Source organism: Chitinophaga sancti, assembly GCF_034424315.1.
GTDB classification, from domain to species: domain Bacteria; phylum Bacteroidota; class Bacteroidia; order Chitinophagales; family Chitinophagaceae; genus Chitinophaga; species Chitinophaga sancti.
The window spans coordinates 3483069-3503435 of record NZ_CP139972.1 but is presented as its reverse complement, the minus strand read 5'-3'; the positions used below and the strand labels follow the sequence as shown (position 1 = coordinate 3503435).

The following is a 20367-nucleotide window of genomic DNA, read 5'->3' as shown; positions in this document are numbered from 1 at the left end:
TAATATTAATTTGAGTCTCTTAATTTCTTTTCAGTTCGATGTTGAAGATCGTGAAGCTCCTTGGTCTTTAATTTGGAATCATCATAATTGTATCCTTTAGCAGCTTCTTTGCCGCGATCATGGGCCAATTCCGTTCCAGGAGGATTTCTAATACCAGGGCGAGCCTTTCGATCCCTTTGCATTGCGTTTCGCTCCTGTTTAATCCAACCCCTAGTTGCTGAGCCTTGCTTAGGATCATCTCCGACTTCTTTAAGTTTTGCCTGGGCCCCTCCTCGACCTCTTCTTGCAAAAACATAATTTTCGGGTTTTACCGTGGCCGCCTTATCATCTATTAGTAAACCAGGAACCTTAAACGCAAATTCTCCCGCAGGTGCAGCTTTTTCCGGTTTGGCTGTAGCCGTTGGTGCACCATTCATAACATCTGCCCTCATCGACTCAGGCACCATGGATACACTTGAATTCGCAATGGGACCAGGCCCAGCTAAAACAGCTTCTTTAATTTGATCTGATTTATTAGCGACATAAGCAACTGATCCTGTCACAACAGCCGCCTCATAAAGACCTACAAGGGCTTCATAAAGCAATGGTGCAAATTGGACAAAACCCGGTGTTGGGCCACCACCTGGAACATCTCCCAACGGATCATTATATCTAATGGGATTATCAAAATTCGACGCATAAGGGCTCCACCTCTCCATATCTTCGTCGATTTTGGGATCAACCTGCCCCCATCTGCCAGTCTGAGGATCTAATGTACGAAAATTTGCATCATACTCATCCAAGTCAAAATCCTCATTAAATTCAATACCATTGTACTTTAACTTATTCTCCGTATATAAACTTCCCTCTAAAGAATGACTACTTATACCAGCCATTGTTAAACCAAAAGGATAATAGTGCGTTACTTCCTTTAATGGCCCTCTATTATGTACGACGATTAGATTATCGAAAAACACATCCTGTGCACTCTCATTCGAAAGATATAGATATACAAAACCAGTTCGCTTAACAACTACCTTATTAACTATTAGCGAAGACAATGAATCAACTAAGCCTTGGACTTGTTTTACTACACTATTCTCATCAACAAAATTGAAATTATCATCAAAGGCGGCTACATTAAGGAATGCTTTAGGTTTTGTACTAATGTTCTGATCAGGATCCTTTGTTCTCAAATTATCATACAAACTGGAGGTTAAATTGTTTATTGGAGAGCTTACACCTCCACTACTATGTGCTCCATCTGTAACAAAGTTCCCAGAAAATGCAGACAGAATGGAGGCCACCATAATAGACGATGTATTTGCTGAAGTAGCGGCACCGACATTATGATATACCGCTTTTACCGAAACGGATATAGTATCCCCTGCCATAACCCGTAATACTTTAGATGGGCCAATCTTTTGCCCACCACTTCCACCATTTAGCAAGGCAACATTAGCATTTGGATTGGTTGTAGGATCATTAGGGTAATAACTCGGTTTAGGCGCCCGGGTATTATCAATATTATTAAACAAAGCATTTTCTAACCCACTTACCGAACTTTCCATTGTTGCGGCATATGTGGCAGTATCTCTTCTGGTTGCTAAAATAACCCTTGTATTACCAAGATGGTCTTTTAGGAAATAATCAAATGACCATTGAGTGGGAAGTCCTGTTTTAAATACAGGCCTGATTCTGCCAGCCTCATGGTTGATATATTGAAGGGTATCAAGCGTGTTGTTGTTATTAACGTAGACAAACCCATTAGCATAGGTTGTTCGCACGACTCTGGGTTGTGAACTGACTGTATCAATTATAACTTTTCCAACTTTGTTGCCTTCGCCGTCATAAACGTAATATAGAACTCCCCGGTTATGGATATTGATTATAGCGGGTAAATTATAATCATTATAATAAATTGTGTCTATATTTTTATTCTTATCCTTACAAATATTTCCGTTGGGGTCATAATAGTAATCTTGCGTTTCGGTGTTATTGGCTTCGTGGAAATCTCCTAATAATGAAGCCGGATTATTGGCTTTATCTGTCACATAATAGAGCTTATTCGTGTAACTATTAGTACCATAGCTATAGAAATATTTAAGGCTATCTATAGTCTGGGAGATAGGGCCATTCATGCCCATTTGTTTCATACTAAATATATTGCCGCTTGCATCATAGCTTATTCCACTAACAGAAAAATTTACAGGGGTATTTGTCCAGGTAGTGCTGCCAACATTTTGTTGGGTAAAATAGGCTGATATTAATCTGTTGACTGGATCATAGCCATATCCGTATGCCCGGGAGATATTATCATCACCGCTTTTCCATTTTGTTCCGGAAATATTTCCATCATATTTTACACTGTCAAATCCATTATCGTAGGAAAGCTCAAGTCCAAACCAATTGCTGGAACTATTGGCTGTGTTTAGGTAATTTTTATTGATGGATTTAAGCCAGCCTTTTAAATTATAGGAATAGTTAAGGGTTTCAATTTGTCCGGAGGCATTTACATCAAAACGTTCATTTTTTTTCTGGCCTAACTCATCGTATGATGTAAGACAGATTACTTTTTGAAGTAAAGGGTTATCATTTAGTGTTTTAATAAGTGAATCAGGTCTTCCTGCTGCATCGTAATGAAATATTGTTAGTAAAGTTGATGAGGGCGTTGATCTGCTTTTGGGATTAGTGTGTCGCTGGTAAGTGGATAGTATCTTCCCGGAGAAATCATACCTGGTATTTGTTATATCTTTTCCTCTTGCCCAGTTGTCGGAATTAACCTGAATTACCTTTCCTTTATCATCATAAAATGAAGTGGTAGTGAGCCATACCGTATCGGATATTACAAATGATCGCTTACCAACGACCAGTCCTTTCGTCATAGCGGAAGCGCTGGAGGGCATTGTTTCCGGATAAGAATTACTGCCTACTCTGCTAGCACTGATATCTGTTGTTGTATAAGAACTGGCACCAGGAAAATTGTACTTGTCATAATAAGTATATGACATCGGAATAATCCAATTGTTGGGTATAAATGGCAATGGTGGAGATTGGCTAATAACAGTCATCGTATCAAAAACTGCCTGTATTGTTTTTACAGACGCTGTATCGTTGCAGACATTGTATTGAATTTGCCTGTTGATAGAGTCATAATAGTATCCCTGGCACTGAAATCTTGATTTTAACAAGCCATTTCTTGAAAAAACTAAGCGGTCTCTTTTGTCGTATGCCATTTCAACTGGTTCCGCACCCGGAATTTTCTTTTCGATAATTCGACCTCTGAGGTCGTATCGATAAGAAAAACATAGTTCAGCTGCCAGTGCTGTGGAGATCGAGAAACTTGCCTTAATGATATCAACGGCTTTGGGAGGGAGGATAAACGCCAGCTGGCCTCTTAGATTATAAATATAGTACGTGGACAACCAACCTCTATGCCCGATTCCTGGAGCGAAGGATGATTGAACTCTTTCCAGTATTTTTCTTCCTTCCTTATCCACGAAAGAAATGGTCTGCCGGTTATTCTCATCCGTAACGATGTTTTTGAATAACGTACCTGCTTTATATATGGTCGTAGAGGTGGGCACAGTCGCGTCGTCAGCTAATGCAAATAGTCGGACAGAATCGCTTATTGTATTAAACTGATAGGAAGTTTGTACAGACCGGTTTCCGCCCTCCTCTGCCCAGTTATTGCCCTGTGAATACTCCTTTTGAATTCTGTTTAAAGGCGAGGATTCAAATATGGTTCTTGCAAAATAAATAGACTCTCCAGCAGCTGCCGGATTGAGCAATGTATCCTTATAAAAAGCATTTTGCCCATTAAACGGATCTGTTTTAAACCTCCCGTCATTGACATTCCCGGTTTTAGGTACATACGGAAGGTACTTTACTACCTCACGCCCAAATGGATCATAGATGTTCATGCTAACAGCATCATTACCTGCAGGTGAAATACCTTTTGTAACGGATTGAATAATTCTGCCTAAACCATCATAGTATTCTGTGGATTGTTTTACCTCTGATGGCGTTCTTAGCGTAGATTTTACGACTGCAGTGTCTGATGTAGGCATATCCGGTTCCCAGGTCCTTATATAATTTATCTTAGAATTTGAATAAGCACCTGGAATGGCTGGAGCACTGGCGTTAACCGGTACAATTTCCTTTGGAATATTTTGACAAAAGGCCGGGGTAATTGCAAACAAAATTAGTGCGAAAATTGAAACAAAGATCTTGCTATTAATATTTCTCATGCTATGAGATTTTGATAATTATAGTAAGGGGATGCGGTGACTAATTTGACTAATTATTGGGTGATAGGAGCCTGGCGTTGATAGTCAAAGATTTTAATGATCTGATTATTTTGGTCCCTAATTACTTTCAATTCACCCAAACCATTGTATTCATAATAGGTTGTTCTACCAGCAGGTGAAGTTTCACTGGTTACACCGATACCAGGGGTGTAGGTATAAGTGGTGACCTGTGCCATACTTCCAGCCAGGGCGTTTCTAATCTTATTCAATTCATTACGGAGAGCCAGGTCACTGGATGGATTTTGTAGGATAGCATCAGTGACTATGGCACTAACGACAGAATAGGTACTACCTACAATTCTGGCAACCGGGTATTGCTTATTATATCCCCATAAATAGACCTCATGAATATCACTTGTCTTTCCCTGTTCTACCAGATTTCCCTTTGAATCATATGTATAAAGATTCAGCCTGGTTTCAAGGGGTGCATTAGCCAGGATAAAATCTTTTGTCAACGGAACAATTATGCTACTTTGGAAACCGTAATTAGTTCTTTCCCGTGAAGTTTGAGTACTATTTCTTAACGTCGTTTTTTCAATAACGTTAGCAAGCATATTCCTCGCCAACATTGAATCGTATACAGCCGTTCCTGTATAATTGTTAGGATAGGTATATAGGGTAGAAACAATTGAAGAATCACTACCAATTAGATCTTCCCTGCTAAGCTGTGTATTAACGGTATCGTATGTGAAGTTTTTTATTGTAGTTAACCAGGTATTATTGACTACGTCAAACATTGTATCAGTAGTTGATTTAACGACTGGCCAGTATTGGAATATCTGATACATTCCACCGATAAAACTCCAATCCGGAGTATTATCGGAACATGATGTATTGGAAGATTTCCGTATTCCATATTTAGCAGCCCAGATCCATCTGTAATTAGGATCACCCGGATTGTTATTGAATTTATATTCATTTAGGGTGGCTTTGACTACTTTTCCGACACTATTATACTGCCTATTCTGTAATAGTAATCCCCGAAGGTCATCTTTTGAATTTCTTGGTATGTAGGGGAATCCATCTCCTCCTGTATCATTTATTCCTGTCAGAGAATAATAGTTTTCTTCAAATCCATTTTCCCCATTCTCGCCTTTTAGTACTGTTATTTTTGAGTAGCCTATGGGGCTACCCTGAGTTCTGCCCAGTGAAATATTGGAGATGGACTGTCGCTTTTGGTAACTCCAATCACCTCCTTTTATTGGGCCTGATAATCCTCCTGGATCTGGGCAATAATATGGGGTATAGGACAAATCAATATATTTCGGATAATCAAGCAGAACACCAGATGATAAGCTATCGTTTAGCATATATTTAAATCTGATAATAATATCATTGGTATGATTTATTCCATCATATTGGGTAATTCTCTTTATCCTGCAACCACCTGCCTTCAGGCTGTAGACAGTGGGTGAAGTTATATAGCTATAGTCTTTATAGTACATGGTAATCACTGCTCTTTCTGTTGTTCCTGTTCTTTTCGCATGTAAAGTATAAGTATGTCCAAAGGGAAGAGATGTGACTGTAGTCATGGAATGTCCATAAGTATCACCAGCTGCAAAAACAATGGTTCCGGCCTCATTGGTTACCCACACGTCCGCTTGTGCATCTCCATATATTTTACCGGTTACCAGATAAGAGAAGACAATTGACTGGTAGGATACGCCGGATTTGACGTAAACATCATTTGTTACTTCTCCATTTGCTGTCGATAAAGTATTCGTATTAACGCTTTGGGTATTATCTATTACTGTTGAGTCCAGATGAGTATAGGAATAAACTGACTGAGTTCTATAGAAAGTATAATCATTTTGTTCGTAATCAAATGAGGTTGTGCCACCAGTTGGGTAAGTGATTGTATTTAGCAATCCAATCTGTGTCGCGGCTGAATCAGGTTTTCTGTCAGCACCACTTAGTATAAGCCCATCGCCACTATTATAGGCCGGAATTAATGTGCTGTTCCCTTTTCTGTTATAGAAGCCCCAATGATCCTGATCATATGAATCCTTTTTAGGAAGGTCATCCTTATTGATATAACTGAAGCGGTGAAGCAATGAATCACTACCACTCACTTCTACCATCGAATCAAGCAGCATTCGCCTTTGAAGTGGTTGACCGGCACTGTTGTTCGAATAGCTCTGGTAAAATCTGAACTTCTTCAGGAATGTGTAATTTGTGCCTTTCGCATTGTAGATATTAACTTCTCGTAATCTGTATTTATTACCAAGATTAATATCGGCTCTGTCTGCTGTGGAAACAAGTTCCATTTTTCCTCCTGCAGAGACAACGGAGGTAAGGATATAACTATTGATGGATTGTAAATTCGTGGTTGTTATGGTGTAGCTCTGGTCCGGAGGGGTTACTGGTGCCGAGCAACCTGTACTTTGTCCTGGCAACAAATCAAATTGTTGAACGGATGGGGTTTCTCCTTCATTGCTAAAAGTTGTTGCAGCATAATTAAACTGAATGGTGTCTTTCCGGTTAGCGGATATCATTTGGGTTAGAAACCAGGCCGTATTACCAGTTACGGAGGGAACATCAGAACCTGGAGAAGTTGAGACATCATTATCAGAATACTCCATTGTAGTAAAAATATATCGGGTTCCTGTTTCGTTTGTAATTGTAAATCCGGTCGTCACATTGCCCTCTACTTTCCATTTTTTATAGGGGGAAAAGTAGGCAGTACCGTTTTTGTCAAAGAACATCTTTGCTGACTGACCATCAAAATTGACAAAATAGATATCAGGGCTACAATCAAAGTAGCCATCTGCGATTTGCTTCTTTTTACAGTTATCCAGGGTATTTAACCATGCCGTGGGGTTTGAGGTCGACCATAGAGGCATGTTTAAAGTACTGGCTGTAAATTTATAGCCAAAGGCAGATGCTTCATCCACTTTACCTGCTATTGATCTTGTAATTGCACCTCCTATATTTAGATCCCATCCTAATCCAACCCATGTGGCCTCTTGTTGTACTTGAATTCCGCCAAAACTGCCGTAACCAAGAGACATTGATACTGAGAGACTACCATCTTTCAATGTAAAAAAGGGGAAATTAACGTTTGGTTTACCTGTATAATAACTAACAGGTATATCGGCCACTTTGGTCATGGCAGATGCCTGCTGACTGGGGTTATACATCTTTGTGGGTGATGTAAGATCGTAGGGAATAGATGTCTGGCCTTTAGTCACGGAAAGGCACAAGAATAGAAACATCACCACGATAGTGGCAATACGGGAGTTAAACGCCATTGTTACTTAATTTAATATGTCTTATTTACTGTTACAGAGTGTAACCTATTCTGATCTTAATTTTATCTGTTTTAGGTTTTTGTGATGCCAAAAGATCATACAACAACATTGTATTCAATTTTAATTTTGGTCCTACCTTTTGTTTTCTATTGATGCCTATTAATGCGCTAGATGCCCACCCATTCCAGCTTTTAAGTACCCCCGAATTTGGAATGTTTGAATTTTTCGTCAGCTCAAATCCTCCATTTAAATAGAAGGTGCCTTTCAGTTTCCAGTCTGCGAATGATCGAATGCCTAATCCTTGATGGGAGAAATGGATCTTTTGCCATCCTTCTCCCATTCCCAGGCGATAAGATGCCCCTATTCCAATCGAACCATTTTTGTGGAACTTGTAAGCGATTTGACCAGCCAGATCTACCATCGTTGGGAAATAATAGTTACTTTTCTGGAACTGAATGTTGCCGCCGGGTTCAAGCCTGTCAATCAGGAGTTTGGTTTTCATTTCATTGGGTTTGAATGCGGGCATTTGTGCTGCATTATCAAGATTGGGAAATTTAGACCTGACTTCTTTCAATTTTTCACTGCCTTGGTTTACTAACGATGCTACTGATGCTCGACCGCCAGGGGCATCACCAATTCTTTGGGCGAGGATCTGATCTACTGAAGACCGTAGTTGTAAACCTTCCAGGTTACGGGTATTATTGTAGTCTGTACTGATATTAAACAGGGTTGCTATCTGAGAATTTTTTGTCAGAAAATCGGTATAAGCAGGGATTTTTTTGAGGCGATCTATAGTTTTGTCGAGAATCTTCTGCTTATCTTCAAATATAGATTTGTATTCGGATAGCTGTTCTCTATAATAAAATGACTGCTTCTTTATGATATTTAATTCACTGGATAATTGTTTGTATTTTGACAATTCACTTAGCTGTATTAGGCGATCACTGAAATAGGCTTTTACCTTTTCTGTCATTTCTATTTTCCCCTGTAGCCTCTGTACAGTTCCTAATACTTTTTGAATATCCTTTTTACTTATATTACCATTCTCGTTCAAAAAATGTAAAGTAACTTGGGCTGTATCCATGAAACCACTTGAAGAAATATGAGATAACAATTTTTGCTTGCATTGGTCTTGTAATTCTTTTATTCCTCTATTAAACAATCTAGTTGCTGCGTCCGAGTCAATCTTTTCTAATTTTGATTTTAATATTCTTTCATGCCGCCCTAATCTCCTAAGCACCTTTTTTGTATAATCATCAATCCTGTTCTTGTATTTAATAGATGCAGTATTTAAATGATTAATATAATTTGGAGTTAAGCTATTAACAAACAAGGTGTCTTGCGAGAAACATTCATTACTGCTAAATACAGCCAAGATCACGGTAATAAATAATATTTTTTTCATATCAAAGAATGCTAAAGATAATAAGGTAGTATAGGCACTTGTTTAGTGCTTAAAGATGACTGGGTCAAAGCGCGATTAAAGTCCGTTTGTGTATTTTTCTTGGGGCTAAGAAATATTATTGAAATTATTGTAAGGTTAAACTTAATTGCTCATATGTTGAAATAAATTTTTAATGATTACAGTGCCAGAAATTCACAATATCAATTAACAGGAGGAAACAAAAATTGTTTGAATAAAATTAAGCTTCGCCACAGTAATTCGCAACTAATTTTCTCAATTGACTCATTGGATAAAATTTTTAAGTCAGCAAATTATTTCAATCGTATAGACAAAACCAGAAGTTATATAGAGAATAACCCAATTGATCAAATTATAGGCCTTTACTCATTTTAGTCGAAACTATGCAAAGAAACTGTATGTCGTTACTTTCGTAACAACCCAAAATTTCAGCCCTTCAAGTAGCATCCGTGAGAGTTCTAATAAAAATCAAAAATTTGAGTTGAAAAATAGCCTTAACTATCTATTCAATTAGCCTAGCCATTCCGGTTTATATAAAAGGAAAATCTAAAATAGTCAAGGTGGCTTTAAAATTCCAGCAGATTGAACCCTACGTATTTTTTTTGTTCGAGTCCGCTCTTTGCTTGTCTTTGGCTGCTACAAATAGTAAATATTTTACATAAAATAGATGAGTGGATAAATTAGCACGAACATATCATTACTAAAATCAATAGTCAGATAACGCCCTACAAACGCTAAACCCGGATGATAGGATGTCAAAAGGAACCGGAAACCAAGTGGCTTCTGGTTCCTTTTTCTTTACCAGCCGATAAATCATTTTTTAATAATCAAGTGTGCCAATTCCGGATCATTCATAATGTGCATATATTCGGCATTAACTAGCTCCTGAATATCGGCCCGAATACGCAGGAAATTTCGTTCTACCATTTCAGGCGTAACATCTCGAATCTTGGGTATAACCTTGTAAGCAGCTTCCTCTGCTTGCAAAGCCGAAATGTCATTTTGAATCTGGCAATGAAAAGCTTTCAGGTCGATTTTCTCTTCGGGGTTGTCCGCCACAACTCCGACAAATTCGCCAGAAGATAAGGTGGCAATTTTTGACGGGGGAACAGCCGAATCCAATTGCTTGGATTGGCTGATAGAGGTATCCGAAGCATTGATTGAAAGGCTCTGCCTGTCCTGCATGATCTTACCGATACGCTCCGATAGTAGTTTTGAGGTTTCTCCTGTAACCTGACCACTGATGATGTTTCCTACGATACCGAAGATCACATCCGCTTCATCTTTTCCATAATCACGGCGTAATTGTGTAAGATCCTGCAAGCCTAAAACTGTGGCAGATTTGTAGCCTCGCGCAATGGCGATATGACCGGAAATACCGGTGACCGTTATCGAAGAGAATTCATCAAAGATCAAGGCATTCTTTAACTTTCCTTTCTGGTTAACCAACTTTAGAAGACGGTTAACATAAAGGGAAATAACAGCACCATAGATTTGTAATTTCTGCGGATTATTACCGAGGCAAAGGATTTTAGGGTCATCAGGGTTATTGATATCCAGGGTGAAATCGTTGCCCGACATGATGTAATATAACTGGGGAGAAGCAAGTCTGCCCATGCCTATTTTAGCGCTGGCGATCTGTCCCTCTAATTGCTCCATCACATCGGCGATGTACGCATTTATAAAAGGGTTGACCAATACTTCTATTTCTTTTTCCTGCCGTAGTAATGTAAACAGCTGGTCGTATCCCAGTTGCAGAAATTCAATTACATGAGGTAGCGTACAATACTCTCCGTTATTATATTTCCGGAGGTACCAGATGATAGCAGTGACTAGGTTAATTGGTGACTCGACAAAGAAATCCCCATTTTTTGGAATCCACGATTTGTTAAGCCCAAGCATAATTGTTCTGGCGCTTTCCGCTGCGTCGGTGATATCCAGCATGGTTGCAGGATAAAGCGGGTTACACCGGTGACTGCAATTCAGGTCATCAAAATTGATGACATAAAACTGAGGCTCCTTCTTGTACTTGTGCTTATTCTTCAGAAAGGAATTGTAAGCGATCTGGCTGAGGTCCGGATACTTCAGGTCATATACCAAAGCTGTGTAGCCCTTTTCAATAGTTTGTGTGATGAAATGGCGAAGTACAAAAAAGGATTTTCCAGATCCGGGTGACCCGGCCACCAAAACACCACGAAAGATGTTGATGAAGTTGATGTATGATTTACGGACCTTGCCTTTTAATTTGTAGACGGCGGGCAGGTTGACGGAGAATTCATTTTCCAACAATCTTTCCTCTTGCGGAAAGGTTTCATTTTCGCTGTTAAATATGTCATCATTATTAAGCCCCTGACGGATGATTCGAGAAAAATAAGTGCCTCCTGTAAGTAATAACAGAAAGCCGATAGTCGTGATGCCGATGTATAAATAAGTGCGTATATCAGGATCAACCTGTGTATATAAAATGGCGAAGCCGAGGAAGAAAGCTAACAGACCCGGTATGATATAGGCCCAGGCGGTTTTGGTTGTCATCTTCTGATCCTTGCGACCTCTAACCCCGACTAATGAAATGATAAGAAATAATAGCGACCAGCATTTGGAAAGGTGGAAGTTTCGCACCAAGCCGGTTTTAGAAACATTGGTAAGCAGGCGGTCGGTAAATGAGGATACCATCCCTAACCTGTGAAATGTGGTATAACAAAAAAAATAAAAATGGATGACTAAAATGACGATGGAAATTAAACGGGTCATGTCCAAAATTTTCCTCAGCGCCTGTTCGTTTTCACCTGTTTGCATAACTGTAATAATTAAGTGGTTAATGTATCATATTGATTTGCGTTTCTTTTTCTTCCTGGATTTCCCGATGCGGAAAGGATATGGCAGCAATGGTGTATACTCGTTTTGTGTGAGTGCATCGAATATGCCTTTGACCACGAAGATTACATCACTGCCGGTAGCCGGACCTAAAGGAGGGAAATACCCAGTATCATTTGAAGGATCTCGAGGGTGCGTAGCGGGTGCGTTTGTTTGGCTTTCAGAAGGTTTAGAGACTGATGGTTGAAGAGTCGCATTTGAGAGGGCCGAAGGCTCGCTGATCGAATTGACATTGCCGGGGTTTTCTATAGCCATACCGCATTTTTTAATGATCGCGGCGGCAGTCAAATCCTTACCCAGGTCACTACCTTTGAAGACATTTTTATTGGCATGATCAATAAAGGTGATACCAAATACCCGGTCATCTTTACCAACATGCAGGGCAACAGCTATTCGTTTCTCTCGTAACCTTGCGATGAGGTCAGGGAGATCCAGTTTTTTAGCTTGCGCAATGGTAATGCGGATGCGGTTTGCCAGATCATCGCGTTCCTTCACGTTTGACTTGTGGTATCGTTTATTTGCTTCGAATCTGGATTGCAGATTGGTCAGCGTCGGACTTTGATCATCGATATTAAAGAGGCTTGCTTTCAATGGCGGGCCTGCGGGCTGACCGTCCTTCAGCCCTTTGAAGATCAGTCCACCATGCTTGTAGATATTGGAGTTTTCTGTGCCCCTTTCGGAACGCACATTATAGCGGCTCAGCAGGGCGTTAAATTCATCCAGGGAGGTATAATGATAACGGTCCAAAACCCGGTGCAGGATATTTTCGATCTTGCGTTTTACAGCTGTTTTACCCATTTGCAGCACCTCCGAATTCAATGCGTCACTTTCATCCCGATGTAATGCACCATGTTGCTGCGCAGGTGTCAGGCCGTATTCCTTTTCAATGAACAATCGGGCTTCCCTCGACTGGTTCTTGCCAATATTCTGCGTGTTAACCCGCGTACCGTCAGCTCTGACTTTTACGGATACAATATGCAGATGTGGATGTCCTGCATCCATATGTTCATACACAAGGTAAGGCTGGTCGCCCATGCCTATTTTATCCATATAGGTTTTGGCGATTTTCTGCATGGTCACTTCATCGGGATGTTCGCCCGGTGGGAAGTTTAAGCTGACGTGAACACTGGGAGATGTAACATCTTCATGGAGTGCTGCCAGTTTGTTCAGCCGGCTCAGTTTCTGCATTAATGTCAGGTCTTCAAGTTCCTTGGGATAGTTGACCGCAGCCAGGCATTTCGCTACCCCTTCTCTGACCTTATTTTCGTTATAGTTGAGTGTCTTTTGAACAGACTTCCCGAACTTAATTACAGCAACCATTCGTCCGCCATTAAATTGATTTTCGCCTTGATTTCATTCACCTTATTCAGCAGGATTTTGTGTTCCATTTCCAGAGTAAGGAACCAGCTTTTTTCGGATGGAATCCGGTCCTGCGAATTCAGTTTCTTCAGGGCCTGATTGTAGTTCACGGCAAGTGCGTTCAGCTCCTTTCGGAGGTGAATCATTTCATGCATAAAATCATCCAGCGACCTGTTTCGGTAGGTGCTGACAATGGCTTTACCAAACAGTTTCCGGCGGGCAAATTCGCTCATCTTCTTACAGCCTGATGACTTCCAGTTTTGCTCAAAAGTTTGAAACTCTTCGGGGCTTAATAGCACACCAAGTAACCGCACCCGGTTTTTATTTTTGGCATTCATAATCGTAGTTATTGTAATGATGGCTTTCGAAAGCAGGTGCGAATGCTTCAAAAACCGGTTAATAAATCAGTAAAAAGCAGGAGTTTCTAATAGCAGGCTTTCCCGACTACGGAGGGTAAAAGCCCATCTAAAAACGGTTATTATTAAATAACCGGACATCTTGCCGGTTGCAAAAGACCAGCAACCTCAACGGCTTTTCGAAGCCGTGCATTATGCCGGGTATTCCCAGGCACCCGTTATCAGCTTGCAGGCTTAGCCGGAAAGTGATAACAGTCATCAGCGGCCCGCTTCCGCTGACCCGGGCGGTAATTTTCAGAGCCGATGAAAAGTAGCAGGAGTAAATCAATTTCCAGCTACCCTGGTATCCGGCTGTTTCCGCGCATTATCCTGCAGGGGATTTTCCGAAATTTACCAGCCAGTCATTCATGTCTTTATACTTGCTGTAAAGGGCACTTTCATCCCTGTATTTTGGGCTTAATGAACAGGCGTATTCGGTGTAATTCAGGCCGGTTGTATCGCGGTCAAGAAACAGTTTTATTTCTTGATAACTCTCCATGACCGGACGTGATTTTTCGAACAGTGCGATGCCATTGAGGATGAGATAATCCAGCGGGAAATCCAGCCTGGTCGGATGGACATAAACGAACGATAAGAAGTCAAAAAAGCCTTCAAAGACACACAGGATATTGGACCCGTTTTTGAAAGTGGAAACTGCCTTTGGATGAAGGCAGATTTTACTATAAGCCGAGCGGACTTCGTACCCATTGGCATCGTTTATGAATCCGATTCCAAAGTATTTGCGGTCATCCACGGTATACCATATTTCCCGGCAATATTCAGCGGCCAGGTAGTACGGTATTTTACGCTGTTTCAAATAATTTAGTAGACTGTCATGGGTTAGCCGCCTGATGGTTGAAATTTCAATTTTTCGGTCAGGTTCTTCTGCTTTTTTGGGGATGGAGGCAGTGCTTTGCGGAGCGGCCGGAAGCAGGTTGTGAGCTTCGATAAAATCCCTGATCGTACACCCGTGAAACCGGGTTAAAAAGTGAATGATACCGCCGCCTGCTGCCCGCCCATGATCATACCAGATATTCTTCTTTCTATTTACTTTAAAGGATGCGGTTCTTTCCTCGGCCAAAGGCGAGAGATACCAATAGTCGTTCCCTGAGATACGCACCGGCTCATGCCCCTGTGATGACAGATAATCGACCAGATCGATCTGCAACACCCGATCTATGTCAGGATGATTAAATCTGTTATTCATAATACACATTTCTTAATTCACACAGATTGCTGCGCCATCCTGCGGGTGCGGTTACAGGAGGCCGGCAGTTATAATTTTTTAACTTGGTTTCCGGCTTTTTTGCTTTCCAAAAACTTTTCGATGTTTCTGGCGGCTTTGACTTTGTAGCGGTGATAGGAAAGATCCTTTTCAAACAGCTTGCTAAAGTCCACCATTTTGTCACCGATGGCTGCCGAGAGACGTTTGGCTAATGCCCGGCCCTGAAGAGTATGATCAAAATAGCAATGCACTTTTTCATATTTCTCAAGTTCCGGCAGTGCTTTTCCCAGTTGATGCATATCGGTAGCGATCAGGCTGTCATTAGGGTGGTCGCCAGATGTTGTCAGATTGAACTTTTGCTCTCTCAGGAAATCTAACTGATTATTAAAAAGACCGATTTTCTTTGAATAAGTGCCCCATAAGGCATAAGTCAGGAGGCCGGTCCGACCAATGCCTTCGGGTCCGATCACTTCATAATTTCCGGAAGGATTAGGGCATCCCAATGCCTTAAATATTCTGTCATCCTTTTGGCAATCGACTTCAAGCAGATAACGATTAGCCACAGACAGCGGGATGAGGTTTTCGTTCAGATAGGCGACCAGGTGAGGCGCATTAATCATAAGGCTTGCGCCGATTAGTCGAACCACCCCCAGTGCAGGTGTGTCCTTGAAATGTTCATTTGCATGTTTCATTGTAAAACGTTTAAATTAATAGTGCTTATAAAGGGATCGTCGGATAACAGCTGATCAGATTCCTCTGCTTCGGTTACGATCCAGATTACGCCGTTCTCGGTTGCCAAGTTCGATGCAGTAGCCGGTGAAAGAAAGATTCTTTTCATACATCTTGCTGAAGTCATTGGCCCTGTCTGAGAAAAGCAGCGAGGTGCAGTTTCTTAATGCATTGCCCGGTATCGTATGATCAAAATATAAATTCAGTTGTGCGTACTTTTTAAGGTGGGGCAAGGCATCCATCAATTGATCCATGCCGGCGACAATCAGACTATCATTAGCGCCCAGTTTTGATGGCCGGAGCTTCTGGACATTGAGAAAATCCCGCTGGTTGTTAAACAGGTCGATGCGCGGTTGATTGGCATTGTGATGCACAAAAGTAATGGTGCCGGTATAGCCTATACCCTCGGGGCCAATCGTTTCCCAGTTTCCGGAAGGATTCCGGCATCCCAGAGCCATAAAAATTTTACCATTTTTCCGGCATTCCACCTGGGAGGCGAAGCGTCCGGCTACGGCCAATGGAATCCGCATCGACTTTAAAAAATCCCGGAGCTTTACATCATCAATGGCCGGATGAGTACGAATCAATTCGACCAGACCAAGCGGGTGTGTCTGTTGTAAATTTTGACTTTCTGTTTCCATATCTCACTAATCTTTTGCACGAGTCAATTCATATTGATTCAAAATTAAATAGTTGGGGGGCATCAACCTATCCTAGCTAAATTTTGATTAGGAAAGGCAGCGGATAGAAAAGTAGTTTTGCTACAGTGAAAACGAAAATGATGTAGTATGATGACAGCAAGTGAAGTAGCAAAAGTACTGGATACCATTTTGAGTAGTCCGGGAATGAACGATGCGGTAAAAATCGACATTAAAATCTCCCGCAGGAACGTATTAGTACTTAGCCAGCTTATTAAAAAAGGACTTGGTGACGATCAGGGCAGCGTCCTGGGGCTGATTGATCATTTGCCGGATGATGTCGGCAAGGAAATGGAAGCGCTGGCCAATGATTGTCTGTCTAAGGCCGGGCTGGCAGAACTTAGCAGTAAGTTACAGGGTCTGAGCGCCAAATGAAAAAGGGAACCCGACGGGTTCCTTTTTTTATTCAGAAGGCCTTATGATCACCACTACCAGAGCATGGCGGGCCACCGGTAATATGGCTTTCAGAAATGCGCATTGAAATAAGCAATCAGCAGCATGAAAATACCGAACGCTAAAATCAGCCATCCTGCGATGCGAAATGTAAATTCGACGATTTTAGAGTATGTTTAAAAACTAATTCTACTTATTTTAGAAGTATACTAATGAATGCTACCTGGATGAAAGCCACAGATGATTCAGGTAGCCTTTCATAATCCTTCGACAATCTTCTGAAGTTATTGAGCCAAGCGAATGATCGTTCAACCTGCCATCTACCTTTCTGTGGCACAAAACCCCTTACTGTCGGCGGTTTCTGAGTTATTTCCATCTTCCATTTGTAATAATTCTCAACCATATCGCTAAACTCTCCCTGGTATGCTTTATCTGTACGAATCAGTTTCATTCTATGACTAACCTTTTCAATTTTCCACAGCAAATCAAAACCGCCAATTGAGTCATGAATATTTGCGCCGCTGACACTTATCGCAATTGGTAATCCTAAGCTATCAACAGCAAGATGCCTTTTTCGACCATTGATATGCTTACCGCCATCGATCCCGGTTTCTATACTTACGAATCCAGTTTTCTTTATACTTTGGCTATCGATAGCACTGACAGATGGTGCATAATTTCGCCCCTGATCTATCCGCTCTTTTCTAACCATTTTTAACATCACCTGTTCCAGCACACCTGCTTTTTTCCATTTATTGAAATAATAGTAAACTATCTGCCAGTAAGGGAAATCACTGCTTAGATTACGCCATTGACTACCTGTTCTGCAAATCCATAATATAGCATTGAAGATAGTTCGAAGGCTATATTTACGCTTTCTTTTGTCCGTTAATATTTTTTCTATACTTTTCCAGTGCGAATCGGTCAATAATGTGAACTTCGTTCTCATAGTTTGTTTTGTGGTAAATCCAAACTAATTGATCGATTCGTACTTTCCTAATTTTAGCCCATCAGAATTTTAAACATACTCTTAATGAAGATAAAAGAATAGAAATTTTTGAATACCTGCGTTCCACCCCAGGTGCTACGCTCAAAGATTCTTTTCCTGATCCATAATAGTATAACGGTTCCAATAATGATGGAAATGATTCCATAAATCTGAATATGTGTATTCATAATATTCTCTATTGCAGGTTAAAAAATTTGAAGGGGCTATACGAATCAGCCTGTTTTTTCAGAGCCGGGCGCTTTCTTTGCTTCTTTCTTTGAGGCGTATCAAAGAAAGAAGGCCGGAGCGCGGCTCCGGCTTCTGTTATGCGTCTGCTATTCTTCATCTTGGAAGATTTCGGCATCTTCGTTGTTTTCTTCTTTCTGTCCGGCCAGTCGTTTCTTTTTCGCTGCCAGCGAGGTCAATTTTCTGTTCATAAACGCTATACGCTCCTTTACTCTGCTTTCCCGCTTTTGAGTGACCGCTTTCTGATTTTTTTCGATGACGGCCACATCTACGCCGGCACTTTCGGCCATTTTGTACAGCAGATGACCAAAGAAATCTTTCACATTTTTGGACTGATCATTACCCGCTACAGTAATGCGTATCAGATAACAAAATTCTGCTTCGGTTAGGTCTCTTAACCGATTGTACATGTCCTCAATAGGTACACTGCTCAGCCGGTCATTATCAGGGAAAAGGAATTGAACGATCGCGTTTTTTGTCGCCCAGTTCATGGCATTAATTACCAGATAACGGGAGGCTACGATATCGGCTTCTAACAATTCCCGTTTGTTACTGATATCCTCGAAAAAGGTTACGGACTGCATGTATACTTCTTTCTGCACCTTCTCGCTGTCCAGTTCTTTGCTTCTGGTTTCACGATCGTTCAGACGCTTAACTTCTCCGCTGAGTAGTTCTTCATCAGCTGTGCCATTTTTGATAGCCAGTTCTACCTCTTTGGCGGTAAACACGGGTGTCTTTTCCTCACTCGCTTTAACCCTCGGAAAGAATCGGTAAGGTCTTATATCCTGTCCATCAAAGAAGATTCCCTGCACGGATTCCGTATCCAGTTTCTGATGATATTCTGCCAGTTCTACTTTATATTCGGTCAGATCTTCTTCATATCTGGCTTGTCCTATATCGGTAAATGTTTCACCGTCAGTGCAATCTTCATCCTCTGTATAATAGTCATTGATATCCGGCATCTGTGGTTCACGGCATTCGTTCACCTCCCAGCTTGTATAGACGGGCAATTCTTCGGCCCCCAATTGCGAAAGGATGTGTTTTACAAGGTCGGGCATGCTGCCCCGGAAAACGAATGCGGCAGGCATATGTTCCGCAAATGTAGCGGAAAACATCAGGTAAAAATGCGCTTCACATTTCTTTTGAAAACACGATTTTTTGGAACATATAGCCGTGTCTGCGAACTCTGGAAAAAGACTGCTGGCACAAGCTGAATTGTGCGGGCAACTATTACAGTTTCCAGCATCTGGTATCAGATGGTCGGCTTCTATGTCAAATGGTGCTTTGGTCAGATCGCAACGGAGCCGGCTGATCTCCCAGTTAAAATCCCGAATTTTGAAATTCTCATTCTGCCATTCCTCACAGCAATTTTCAAAAAACGCCTGCTGCGCATCGCTACTCAGTGTAGCAATTTCAAATGCCTGCTGCATGGTAAACTTATCATTCCATAATATGTCTTTGATTTCATCGATCAAGGCTGACAAAGATTTACGGGCATAGACGAACCTTTCACTTTTGCCGATACGGTGCGCAATCTCTGCTACGCTCATCCCTGTTTCCATCATTTCACAGATTACCGCTGATTCATCCAGCGGGTGTTGATTTTCCCGCTGTAGATTTTCAGTTAACTGAATTTCCCTCACCTGTGCATCATCTAGATCGACCACTTTACAACGAATTATTTTGATGCCGCCAAGCCGTGCAGCCATCAGCCTGCGTTGCCCCACAACCAGCTCAAAACGTTTGCCTTTTTTTCTGACTGTTGGCTCATGGATAAAATCTTTGCTAACGAGCGATTCCGCTAATTGCTCTAAAGACTCTTTACTGTATTTCCTCCGTTTGTTCATTGGAGAAAAATCAATCAGTTCTTCGCTAATGAATTCAATGGTGGAAGCAGATTTGAATGTTTGAGAAATCAAGTCGTTTGCTGTTGTTGTTTTAACAGCTGCAACGATTTTCTTATTATTACGGGTAGTTTTCATGTTTTTAATACTTAATGGTGAGAAAAAGAGAAGTTGCGGAGGTTGTAAGAACCTGCCGTTTAAAATGGCAGGTCTTCGGTTTCGAGTGTTTCAGCTGGTACAGATTCAGCCGGTACCGATTCCTGTGCCATCGTGCCGGGGTTCCTTCTGGCAGTTCCGAAGAATTTGCAATCCTTCACAAATATGTCGATCTCACCTCTTGGCGTACCTTGTGCGTCCACCCATACTTTGAAGGTTATATCCCCGTGGATTTCTACGTTATCCGCTTTCTTCATATAGGAAGCTACCTTAGCATCTTTGTAGTATCTGCACGATAAAAAAGTAGCCGGTTGAGTTGCTACACCTTCCTCATTTTTAAAAGCGTTGTTAACCGCAATCCGAAAGGCTACAAATGGTTTCTTTCCGCTTGGCGTGATGACTTTTGCATCTGCTACTAATGTTCCTGTGATCGTCATTTTCGTAAGTTTTTAATGAATATTTTTTTCTTTCTTTCTTCCTCCTATCAAACCTTTCCG

The 20367-nt window shown here is 41.2% G+C and carries 13 protein-coding genes; 1 reads left to right on the top strand and 12 read right to left on the bottom strand.

Going from position 1 to position 20367, the window contains the following annotated elements; all coding sequences use genetic code 11:
- Positions 1-5: 5 nt before the first annotated feature.
- The 9 genes from U0033_RS13450 to U0033_RS13410 all read right to left on the bottom strand — a co-directional run bounded on the left by U0033_RS13450 (position 6) and on the right by U0033_RS13410 (position 16186).
- Positions 6-4229 (bottom strand): DUF6443 domain-containing protein, encoded by a 4224-nt coding sequence (locus U0033_RS13450; protein WP_072365663.1) that lies wholly within the window; start codon positions 4227-4229, stop codon positions 6-8.
- Positions 4230-4282: 53 nt separating this feature from the next.
- Positions 4283-7399 (bottom strand): hypothetical protein, encoded by a 3117-nt coding sequence (locus U0033_RS13445; protein ID WP_322518491.1) that lies wholly within the window; start codon positions 7397-7399, stop codon positions 4283-4285.
- 172 nt (positions 7400-7571) lie between these two features.
- Positions 7572-8945 carry a hypothetical protein gene (locus tag U0033_RS13440; protein ID WP_072365667.1) on the bottom strand — a complete coding sequence of 458 codons (1374 nt, stop codon included), beginning with the start codon at positions 8943-8945 and terminating at the stop codon, positions 7572-7574.
- Between the two features lie 831 nt (positions 8946-9776).
- On the bottom strand, positions 9777-11759 hold the full coding sequence (gene mobC, locus U0033_RS13435; RefSeq protein WP_072365669.1) for a conjugal transfer protein MobC: 1983 nt from the start codon (positions 11757-11759) through the stop codon (positions 9777-9779).
- 27 nt (positions 11760-11786) lie between these two features.
- On the bottom strand, positions 11787-13157 hold the full coding sequence (locus tag U0033_RS13430) for a relaxase/mobilization nuclease domain-containing protein (protein ID WP_072365671.1): 1371 nt from the start codon (positions 13155-13157) through the stop codon (positions 11787-11789).
- Positions 13145-13534, bottom strand: a complete 390-nt coding sequence (locus U0033_RS13425; RefSeq protein ID WP_072365673.1) for a plasmid mobilization protein — start codon at positions 13532-13534, stop codon at positions 13145-13147. Before U0033_RS13425 ends, U0033_RS13430 begins: the two co-directional genes overlap by 13 nt.
- A gap of 382 nt (positions 13535-13916) precedes the next feature.
- Positions 13917-14798 (bottom strand): toprim domain-containing protein, encoded by an 882-nt coding sequence (locus tag U0033_RS13420; RefSeq protein ID WP_072365675.1) that lies wholly within the window; start codon positions 14796-14798, stop codon positions 13917-13919.
- A gap of 68 nt (positions 14799-14866) precedes the next feature.
- The gene (locus U0033_RS13415; protein WP_072365677.1) at positions 14867-15508 is read right to left on the bottom strand and encodes a hypothetical protein; all 642 of its coding nucleotides are present in this window, start codon (positions 15506-15508) and stop codon (positions 14867-14869) included.
- 54 nt (positions 15509-15562) lie between these two features.
- Positions 15563-16186, bottom strand: a complete 624-nt coding sequence (locus U0033_RS13410; RefSeq protein ID WP_072365679.1) for a hypothetical protein — start codon at positions 16184-16186, stop codon at positions 15563-15565.
- 147 nt (positions 16187-16333) lie between these two features.
- On the opposite strand from U0033_RS13410, the gene U0033_RS13405 reads away from it, so the two are divergent.
- On the top strand, positions 16334-16618 hold the full coding sequence (locus tag U0033_RS13405; RefSeq protein ID WP_072365681.1) for a hypothetical protein: 285 nt from the start codon (positions 16334-16336) through the stop codon (positions 16616-16618).
- 211 nt (positions 16619-16829) lie between these two features.
- Here the strand turns inward: U0033_RS13405 and U0033_RS13400 are convergent, their stop codons facing one another.
- The 3 genes from U0033_RS13400 to U0033_RS13390 all read right to left on the bottom strand — a co-directional run bounded on the left by U0033_RS13400 (position 16830) and on the right by U0033_RS13390 (position 20307).
- Positions 16830-17585 (bottom strand): IS5 family transposase, encoded by a 756-nt coding sequence (locus tag U0033_RS13400; RefSeq protein WP_322518492.1) that lies wholly within the window; start codon positions 17583-17585, stop codon positions 16830-16832.
- 374 nt (positions 17586-17959) lie between these two features.
- Positions 17960-19852, bottom strand: a complete 1893-nt coding sequence (locus tag U0033_RS13395; protein ID WP_072366387.1) for a ParB/RepB/Spo0J family partition protein — start codon at positions 19850-19852, stop codon at positions 17960-17962.
- 59 nt (positions 19853-19911) lie between these two features.
- Positions 19912-20307, bottom strand: coding sequence for a single-stranded DNA-binding protein (locus tag U0033_RS13390; RefSeq protein ID WP_072366389.1), 396 nt, complete (start codon positions 20305-20307; stop codon positions 19912-19914).
- Positions 20308-20367: the final 60 nt, after the last annotated feature.

Bases quoted from the DNA above. Each gene is read 5' to 3' on its own strand.
- U0033_RS13400 (WP_322518492.1), bottom strand. From the start codon at position 17,585: ATGAGAACGAAGTTCACATTATTGACCGATTCGCACTGGAAAAGTATA.
- U0033_RS13450 (WP_072365663.1), bottom strand. From the start codon at position 4,229: ATGAGAAATATTAATAGCAAGATCTTTGTTTCAATTTTCGCACTAATT.
- U0033_RS13410 (WP_072365679.1), bottom strand. From the start codon at position 16,186: ATGGAAACAGAAAGTCAAAATTTACAACAGACACACCCGCTTGGTCTG.
- U0033_RS13395 (WP_072366387.1), bottom strand. From the start codon at position 19,852: ATGAAAACTACCCGTAATAATAAGAAAATCGTTGCAGCTGTTAAAACA.
- U0033_RS13420 (WP_072365675.1), bottom strand. From the start codon at position 14,798: ATGAATAACAGATTTAATCATCCTGACATAGATCGGGTGTTGCAGATC.
- U0033_RS13430 (WP_072365671.1), bottom strand. From the start codon at position 13,157: ATGGTTGCTGTAATTAAGTTCGGGAAGTCTGTTCAAAAGACACTCAAC.
- U0033_RS13405 (WP_072365681.1), top strand. From the start codon at position 16,334: ATGATGACAGCAAGTGAAGTAGCAAAAGTACTGGATACCATTTTGAGT.
- U0033_RS13390 (WP_072366389.1), bottom strand. From the start codon at position 20,307: ATGACGATCACAGGAACATTAGTAGCAGATGCAAAAGTCATCACGCCA.
- U0033_RS13440 (WP_072365667.1), bottom strand. From the start codon at position 8,945: ATGAAAAAAATATTATTTATTACCGTGATCTTGGCTGTATTTAGCAGT.
- U0033_RS13445 (WP_322518491.1), bottom strand. From the start codon at position 7,399: ATGACCAAAGTGGCCGATATACCTGTTAGTTATTATACAGGTAAACCA.
- U0033_RS13425 (WP_072365673.1), bottom strand. From the start codon at position 13,534: ATGAATGCCAAAAATAAAAACCGGGTGCGGTTACTTGGTGTGCTATTA.
- U0033_RS13415 (WP_072365677.1), bottom strand. From the start codon at position 15,508: ATGAAACATGCAAATGAACATTTCAAGGACACACCTGCACTGGGGGTG.
- mobC (WP_072365669.1), bottom strand. From the start codon at position 11,759: ATGCAAACAGGTGAAAACGAACAGGCGCTGAGGAAAATTTTGGACATG.